This window comes from Bacillus sp. JJ634 (assembly GCF_036962285.1).
Lineage (GTDB): Bacteria > Bacillota > Bacilli > Bacillales > DSM-1321 > Peribacillus > Peribacillus asahii_A.
On the sequence record NZ_JBALMU010000118.1, the window covers coordinates 1 to 8,120 of the forward strand.

The 8,120-nt window shown below is 38.1% G+C and carries 6 protein-coding genes; 2 read left to right on the forward strand and 4 right to left on the reverse strand.

The window, feature by feature from the left end:
* Positions 1-323 precede the first annotated feature (323 nt).
* The gene (gene secA2, locus V7068_RS16820) at positions 324-2,711 is read left to right on the forward strand and encodes an accessory Sec system translocase SecA2 (RefSeq protein ID WP_499713739.1); all 2,388 of its coding nucleotides are present in this window, start codon (positions 324-326) and stop codon (positions 2,709-2,711) included.
* On the forward strand, positions 2,711-3,601 hold the full coding sequence (locus V7068_RS16825) for an accessory Sec system S-layer assembly protein (protein ID WP_499713740.1): 891 nt from the start codon (positions 2,711-2,713) through the stop codon (positions 3,599-3,601). The genes secA2 and V7068_RS16825 overlap by 1 nt, the downstream gene beginning before the upstream one ends.
* Before the next feature lie 70 nt (positions 3,602-3,671).
* Here the strand turns inward: V7068_RS16825 and V7068_RS16830 are convergent, their stop codons facing one another.
* The 4 genes from V7068_RS16830 to V7068_RS16845 all read right to left on the reverse strand — a co-directional run bounded on the left by V7068_RS16830 (position 3,672) and on the right by V7068_RS16845 (position 7,986).
* Positions 3,672-4,079 carry a hypothetical protein gene (locus V7068_RS16830; RefSeq protein WP_499713741.1) on the reverse strand — a complete coding sequence of 136 codons (408 nt, stop codon included), beginning with the start codon at positions 4,077-4,079 and terminating at the stop codon, positions 3,672-3,674.
* 200 nt (positions 4,080-4,279) lie between these two features.
* A complete protein-coding gene (locus V7068_RS16835) occupies positions 4,280-5,209 on the reverse strand; it encodes an LCP family glycopolymer transferase (protein WP_499713742.1) in 930 nt (309 codons plus the stop codon).
* Between the two features lie 95 nt (positions 5,210-5,304).
* A complete protein-coding gene (locus V7068_RS16840; RefSeq protein WP_499713743.1) occupies positions 5,305-7,062 on the reverse strand; it encodes a M14 family zinc carboxypeptidase in 1,758 nt (585 codons plus the stop codon).
* 72 nt (positions 7,063-7,134) lie between these two features.
* Entirely contained in the window at positions 7,135-7,986 is an 852-nt protein-coding gene (locus tag V7068_RS16845; protein ID WP_499713744.1) for a LysM peptidoglycan-binding domain-containing protein, read from the reverse strand.
* Between the last annotated feature and the right edge of the window lie 134 nt (positions 7,987-8,120).

Below are 8,120 nucleotides of genomic sequence, written 5' to 3' on the forward strand. Positions count from 1 at the left end.
CTTTTTAGACTAACCTCAATGAAGGACAAAAATGAGGAATCTAGCTGGGGAAATGTCCTTCATCGAGGTCATGAAGGACCAAATGGAGAAATCCAGCCAGGAAAATGTCCGTCATCGGAGTCATGTCACAGCGACTTTTCGAACTGTGGATAAGATGTGTGCAACTCTGTTGATAACTCACATCCCACTCTTTTGTACCTAAGGATGGGTATCTAGACCTATGGATAACGATTAGTTATTTTTTACATCTGACCAGGATATAGCTAATTATGATATAATTTGACTAGTGTCAACTAATAGAAGTAATTAGGAGAGAAAACTCTATGTTATCTAGTGTGAAAAAACTATTTAATGATAGTTCGAAAGATTTAAAACGCATTTATAAGCTTGTCGATACAGTTAATAGTTTAGAAAGTAAATATGAAGCATACTCTAACGAAGAGTTGCGCGGTATGAAAGATCAGTTTAAAGCAATGTTAGCTGAAGGCAAGACGTTAAAAGATATTCAATGTGATGCGTTTGCTGTTGTTCGTGAAGCAGCGAAACGTGTATTAGGCTTGCGTCATTATGATGTGCAATTAATTGGCGGGTTTGTATTAAATGAAGGCTCGATTGCGCAAATGAATACAGGGGAAGGGAAAACACTCGTTTCTACTTTACCTAGTTATTTGCATGCGTTAGAAGGGAAAGGCGTTCATATCATTACCGCTAATGAATATTTAGCAAGCCGTGATAAAGAGATTATGGGCCAAGTTCACGAAATGCTTGGAATGACCGTTGGTTTAAATATATCTCAAATGGACACTTCTTCTAAAAGAGAAGCCTATGCAGCGGATATTACATATGGTACTGGAACGGAATTTGGTTTCGACTATTTACGTGATAATATGGTGTTTTATAAAGAAGCTAAAGTACAGCGTGGGCATAACTTCGCGATTGTTGATGAAATTGATAGTATTTTAATTGACGAAGCGAGAACGCCGTTAATTATTGCTGGCAAATCAAGCGAAGGTCAAGAGCTGTTTGCGATTACAGCACAAATTATGAAAACGTTCCAGAAAGACGTAGACTATGAAGTGTTTCTAGAAACAAAGCATACGTTTTTAACAGACGAAGGTGCAAATAAGATTGAAAAAGCGTTTGGGATTGATAATTTATATGATCCAGAGCATCAAGAGCTGCTTCATAATGTGCTTCAATCCTTGAAAGCATACGTAATTATGAAGCGTGATGTGGATTATATTATCAAAGATGGCAAAATCGAATTAATCGATAAGTTCACAGGCCGAGTGATGGAAGGCCGCTCCTTTAGTGAGGGCTTACATCAAGCGATTGAGGCGAAGGAAGGCGTAGAAATTACGGAAGAGAATGAAACGCAAGCGACGATTACCGTGCAAAACTATTTCCGTTTATACAGCATGTTGTCAGGAATGACAGGAAGTGCAACGCCATCGAAAAAGGAATTTTGGGAAACGTATCAGCTTCCAGTCGTTACAATTCCGACGAATAAACCAATTTTACGAATCGATGCACCTGATTTAATTTATAAAGATCAAGCAAGTAAAATGAAGAAAATTGTCTCTGAAGTGAAGCGGGTGAACAGTGTAGGGCGCCCGGTTTTAATTGGAACAACGTCTATCGAACAATCGGAAGAGCTGTCCATTCACTTGAAGAAAGAAAACATTAAACATCTTGTCTTGAATGCAAAAACAGAAGCAGATGAAGCGGAAATTATCGTGAAGGCAGGGCAAAAAGGCCAAGTGATGATTGCGACTAATATGGCAGGCCGTGGTACGGATATTTTATTAGACGATGAAGTAAAAGAATTGGGTGGTTTATATATTCTAGGGACAGAGCGTCATGAAAGCGAACGAATCGACATGCAGCTTCGCGGTCGAGCTGGACGTCAAGGAGATCCAGGGAATTCACAATTTATTATTTCATTAGAAGATGATTTGTTTACATATTATGATGAAGAACAACATGAACGTTATGTAAGTAAGGTAAAAACAGACGCAGAAGGGCTTGTGCTATCACCAGCACCTGATAAGTATATGAAGAAAGTGCAAGAAACGATTGAATATATGCATCAGTCTGCTCGTAACCACTTATTAAAGCTGGAAAACCCGTTGAATGAACAAAGTAAAATTATTTATTCCATGCGCGATCGTATCTTAGACCTTGAGACGGAAGAAATGTTTTCTATTTTACTAGAATATATGGAAAAATATATTCGTCGACTTGTTGCGGTTTACTATCCTGAAGAAGAAGTGCTTGAGGATGGTGTAGAACGCAGTCCAGAAGTGTTTATTAGAGAGCTTTCTTCAGTGTTCCTATCATTAGATTGGCAGGAAGAAGAGTTAATCGATGTGGAGCGAGCGCAAGTGGAAGAACGAGCAATGGCAGCGTTTGAAGAGTTGAAATCCTATATTTTAACACTTCAAGAAAATGAGGAGCTGGGTCAACATCTGAGAAGCTTTATGCTTGAGCAAATTGATACGCACTGGATGAGCCATTTAGATTGCTTGAGCAACATTAAAGAAGGAATTAGCTTGAGCGGATATGGACAGCAAGATCCGTATCAAATATTCGATAAAGAAGCACTAAATGAATTCAACATGTTAATGAATGAAATTGAATCTGGCATTAGCATTCATTTTATGGATCATGTGAAAGAAGAGCTGGAAGAACAGATGGAGGACGAAGAGTAATGGGTTTATTCGGAAAGAAACAGAAAAAAGCAGAAAACGTAGCCGTTGAAGAGAAAATCGAAACAGCTTCAGCGGAAGAAGCCGTTTCAACAGATACAGATGCGGTTCAAACAAAGCTTGTGTTTCATGAAGAGTGGCAGCCTTCTACACAAGAAAAATACGTGCTAATGTTCCGTCATCAACAGCTGCCAACTCTAAAACCGAATCAACTTTCCATTTCAGGAATTCGTTTGACACGCTTTGAGGAAGATATTCTTGTAGAAGCCTTCATTCGTAACACGCTATCTCGAGCTGTGCGATTTGATATGGTTGATTTAGTTTTATTAGATGAAGCCGGTCAACCGATTGTAAAAGGTTCGTTTGATTTATCAGAGATGGGGGAACTTGCAGCATTATCATGTGTGCCTTGGAGATTTTTCTTTGAGGAAGAGTCGCTGTTAACAGATACGATTCCAGAAGAAGGCTGGACGATTGCGTTTGAATTAAAATCTCAACCAACAGAACATCAGCTGGATTTAGCGCCTAACTGGAAAGAACAATTATCTCAAGCGCAAATTGAACATTTGCAGCAGATTGTCGCAGATCTTCCGAAGTTGAAGGAAGACGAGGTTAATTTTATGGGGCTAGAAGCTGTATTGAAGGAAGATGCTAGCTTCGCTGTCACTGTGTTCATTCGTAATGGAAGTTCGAAGGCTATTAGCATTGAACAGCTTCCATTAATTGTGGAAGATGCAGATGGCGATCAAGTTTGTCAAGGCGGCTTTGCGCTTAATGACTTTGAAGTACAGCCGAATACGACAAAGCCATGGACGTTTATTTTCCCTGAGCCGCTTGTTCAGAAGAAAAATCCGAATTTATCAAGCTGGAAAGTCTACGTGCCGAATGCTTGATAGGCTCAAATCCAAAGACTCCTCATCGATTGATGAGGAGTCTTTTTATCATTAATTTTAAATGGAGGAATTAAGAAAAGTCTGGCCAATTTGTTTGAACTTGATCTCCAGTAATCTTTTCGAGCGTACGATATGTAAAGGGAATAAGTTCAGTTTCTGATTTATTTGTAAATGGTTGAGCTAGTTCATAAGGAATTAACTCAAACTGTTCCTCTTCTTCAGAGATAAAATAAACACCAACAACTTGGCCGTTATTTGTCATATCTAAAGTTACAAAGGCTGGATAATACGTTTCGTCCTTAGCTTTAAGAACAGCCTTTGCTGTAATCAAATTGTTTTCTTCCTCTTCAACAGCAGGATTGCTGATTTTCTCTAATGCTTTTATAGCCCATCCTTGCTTTTTATAACTTCCGATAATTTTAGGAGGGTTCTCCTTCAATTTTTCTAAAAGGTCATTCATTTGTTCCTGAGTATTCATGTATTCCGTATTCCCTCCAATAAAATTAAGTGTTAGAACGACGCGAACTGATTAAATTATTACTTAATTATACACGCTCTATTTATATAATACACTTTCTTTCATTTACAGGTAAAATAGCCCATGAATTTTTGTCGGAACTTAATAATTGTAACATAGTTGTTATTAATCAAACGATTGATTAAGAGAAAAAAGCGCAATCATTGAATATCAAGATGCGCTTTTAATTGATTTTGTACCCTTAATCGTTCTTCTTCTGGAACAATTAAGTACCAGATTCCATTGATTCGTTGTCCATTTCCTTCAATAGTCGACTGGTTAATGGACCCTAGAGCCTTTTTGTAATGATTTTGGATGCTCATCATTTCATCGAAGGTTAAATTCGTTTCCACATTTTTACCGAGAGCTTTGAAAATGCCGCGATAGTTTGTTAATGATGATAAGCTGGCTCCTTTCTCGACAATCGCTTCAATCACTTGGCGTTGGCGCATTTGGCGGCCAAAATCACCTCGTGGGTCTTCTTTGCGAATTCTTGAATAAACGAGTGCTTCTTTTCCATTTAACGTAATCGTACCTTTTGGGAAACTGTAGCCGCCATGAGAAAGGTTCATATCATTTTTAACCGTAATTCCGCCGACTGCTTCGACAATATCCTGAAAGCCTTCCATATTCATCTTGATATAATAATCAATCGGGACATCTAGAAAAGCTTCAACCGTCTTAATGGCCATTGGAATACCGCCGTATGCATAAGCATGATTCATTTTATCGGTTGTCCCATGTCCCACAATCTCTGTCCGGAGATCACGGGGAAGGCTGAGCATTTCCATTGATTTCTTTTTCGGGTTGACTGTAACAACAATCATCGTATCCGAGCGTCCAACATCATTTGCTCGTTCATCTACACCTAATATGAGCACAGAGAAAGGGTCTTTATTTTTGAATTTAATATCCTCTATTCGTTTCTCACTTTTATGTTCGGTTCCTTGCATACTGTTGATGGCCCCTTTGAGTGATTGGTAAACCATCGCGCCATATACACCGCCGCCAATGAGGAACAGAAGTAATAGAATGCCGAAAAACTTCAGCCATTTATTTTTTCTTTTCTTCTTTTTACGTTCTTGTCTCATTGCAACACCTCCTAGTTTGTTACTATGAAAAGGGATGATTTAAGGAAAAAGCGAAGGGGGCTCTACCTTCGCTTTTTCCTTTAGTATTAGCTTTGTTAAGCAGCTATTTCATCTTCATTCGTTTCTTGCGGTTCAGTTGATTCTGCAGACGGCTCTTCAACTGGGAGAGCTTGTTCAATCTCGGACTGCCATTGCTCTAAGAAGGCTTCTGCTTGTTTAAACTTTTCTTTTGCTGCAGCTTGTTGATTCAGTTGCTCAAGTTTCACTAACTGTTCCTTAACGGCTTTATATTCTTTATTATCTGCTTGTTTATCAATTGTAGTCAGTAAAGTATAGCGGGCCATTAAGTTTGTAACAGCTGGTAAGTCTTTTTCTACAGGTGCGATATATTTCTTTTGAGCGAGTGTACGCACTTTTTTACTATACATCTTCGAAATCTTTATTTCTGTCGTATTCGTTGATTTTTTCCATGTTGTAAATAAACTGTTTGTCTGTGTATTAAGAGTTCCTTTTGTAAGAGCACTAATCAGCTCTTCGTGGGTATCTGCTAAGCCTTCACCAGCCTTCATTGCTGTTTGATAAGTCAGGTAACGATCGCGATATAGTTTAGTTATTCGTAAAGCGCTATTCGCTGATGATTGGTAAGCTTTAGGAAGCTTGGCGATGGCTTTTTCTTGCTTCGTAATTTCTTGCTTTGTTTTATTATAAAGGGTTGTTTGTGCATTTGTAATGCGTAAATCACTTATTTTGTTTACAGAAGTGAAATAATACGCTGAAAGTTTCTTTGCTGTTTTGTTAAAGGTTTGAATATCTGTTGTTAGAGCTTTGCTTTTGGCAAGCTGTTCTGTGTTATATAGTTTGGCTCCTTCTTGGGCAGTATATAAACCAATGGCTGCGTTTTCTTGCCAAATCTTTTTAAAGTACTTAATTGGTACATGTGTTTCTCCTGCGTATGGTGCTACTTCAATTGTGTAAGCAGGCTTCTTTTCGACAGTGGAGAACCAGTCACTAAACCCGCCGCCGCCTGTATAGCCAGAAGGGGAGATTAAACGATAGCCTGTCATACTGCTGATTTTTCTAGCGTGTGTACGATCTCTTGTATAACGGCTGCCTGTTTGCCCGTATTTCCAGAAAAGGATTTGCCCGCTTGAATGATAGGAAATGGCCATTTCTGGGTCCGTATCTTTGACGAAATCGAGGACAATCTTCGTTTCTTTTGCTGATTCGGGGCTTTTGCCTTTGTAATTTTTGAATTTTGGTACAGAGCCGCCGCCGAGGTATTTCCATCGAGCATCATATTGTCGGTTTAGGTCAATGCCTTTTCCGTTAGCTTTCCAACGCTTAAAGTTTTTGCTTCCGTCATTCATTTTAATCAACTTAGCATGATCTTGTTTAGGGAAGGATGTAAGCCCAGTTTGTTGCAACATTACACCATCCGGATTAACCATTGGGATAAACCAGATCGTTGTACTGTTTAAAATTTTCTTAGTATCATACCCATTTATTTTACTGTTTTTTTCATAAGCATAAGCATACTTATCAATCATGTTCATATTAACAGTTGTTGTAATCCATTCGCGAGCGTGATGGGAGCCGTTAATAAAGACAGTTGCGTCCCCTTTTCCGAGAGCGACAGCATAAATATTCCGTCCATATTCAGAGGTCCCAATCACTTTGGCATCCACTAAGTCAGGATATGCTTGTTCTAATTTTTTAATATCCTTGACCATTTTAGAATACGTATATGTTTGATTCGGATTGACGATGTACGATTGTGCGGAAGCCGTTTCCGAGAACAGAAAAGCTACTCCGAAACAAATCAATACGGATAGAATTAGTTTTAATTTGTTCATACGGGTCACCTTTTTGATAGAATGTTGAGTTATTTCATAAAAAAAAACGAGCTTGGTAATAAGCTCGTTGGTTTAAAAGTCTAATCTTTTATAGCCTATTAATCTATTTTTATAGTAAGAGTCGTTGACAGAGCTAATCATGACACCTTTGCTTGAACTTGCATGAATGAATTGGTTATTGCCTAAATAAATCCCAAGGTGGTTAACAACTGATTTGTTTGAGCCTGTAGCGAAAAAGACTAAGTCGCCTTGCTGTGGTGAGGAGACTTTTTTGCCAAGAGCGTAATAAGTAGAAGAAGAATGTCTAGAAATGCTATATCCGGCTTGTTTAAATGCATAATAAACCAAACCGCTGCAATCAAAGCCTGCAGGAGTTGAACCAGCCCATGAATAGGGTGTACCGATTACCTTTTTAGCTTCTGCAATGACTTTGTCGATGCTTGGACCATTCTTATATGTATTAGCGGATGGCTTTGTTTCTTCTGGTAAGTTAATAATGGTTTCCGTTGATGAGCTGGATACAATTAATGTGTCCCCGACTTTAATGACAGTAGAAGACAATTTATTTAGTTGTTTCAACTCACCCAATGTTAAATTATGTTTGTTTGCAATCTTAGTTAATGTATCGCCAGCTACTACTTTGTAAGTAGTTGTTTTTTCATTTTTGATAGAAACAGTTGCTTTTGCTGCTGTCGTTTCTTTTTTTGCTTTGGAAGTAGATGTCACTAATTTTTGGTTTACATAGATTGTATTAGACTTTAAGTTATTTAATTCTTTTAACTTGTTAACAGTCAGATCATACTTTTTGGCGATTTTTGTAAGTGTGTCGCCTTTTTTGACAGTATAAGTACTGGCTGAAGCAGATGAAACAAATAGACCTGATAGCAGAGCTGCTGCTGAAAAAGCGACAATACTTTTTTTCACGAACGTTTACCTCCCATAAATCTCTCATATATCTTTGTTCCTATTCTATCAAACAAAAGAGCGGGAATTATATTACAGTTATATTACAAAGTGGTTTAATAGGTATATATAACTGATTTTGTTGAAGAAAATAT

Bases quoted from the DNA above. Each gene is read 5' to 3' on its own strand.
- V7068_RS16840 (WP_499713743.1), bottom strand. From the start codon at position 7,062: ATGAACAAATTAAAACTAATTCTATCCGTATTGATTTGTTTCGGAGTA.
- V7068_RS16830 (WP_499713741.1), bottom strand. From the start codon at position 4,079: ATGAATACTCAGGAACAAATGAATGACCTTTTAGAAAAATTGAAGGAG.
- V7068_RS16835 (WP_499713742.1), bottom strand. From the start codon at position 5,209: ATGAGACAAGAACGTAAAAAGAAGAAAAGAAAAAATAAATGGCTGAAG.
- V7068_RS16825 (WP_499713740.1), top strand. From the start codon at position 2,711: ATGGGTTTATTCGGAAAGAAACAGAAAAAAGCAGAAAACGTAGCCGTT.
- secA2 (WP_499713739.1), top strand. From the start codon at position 324: ATGTTATCTAGTGTGAAAAAACTATTTAATGATAGTTCGAAAGATTTA.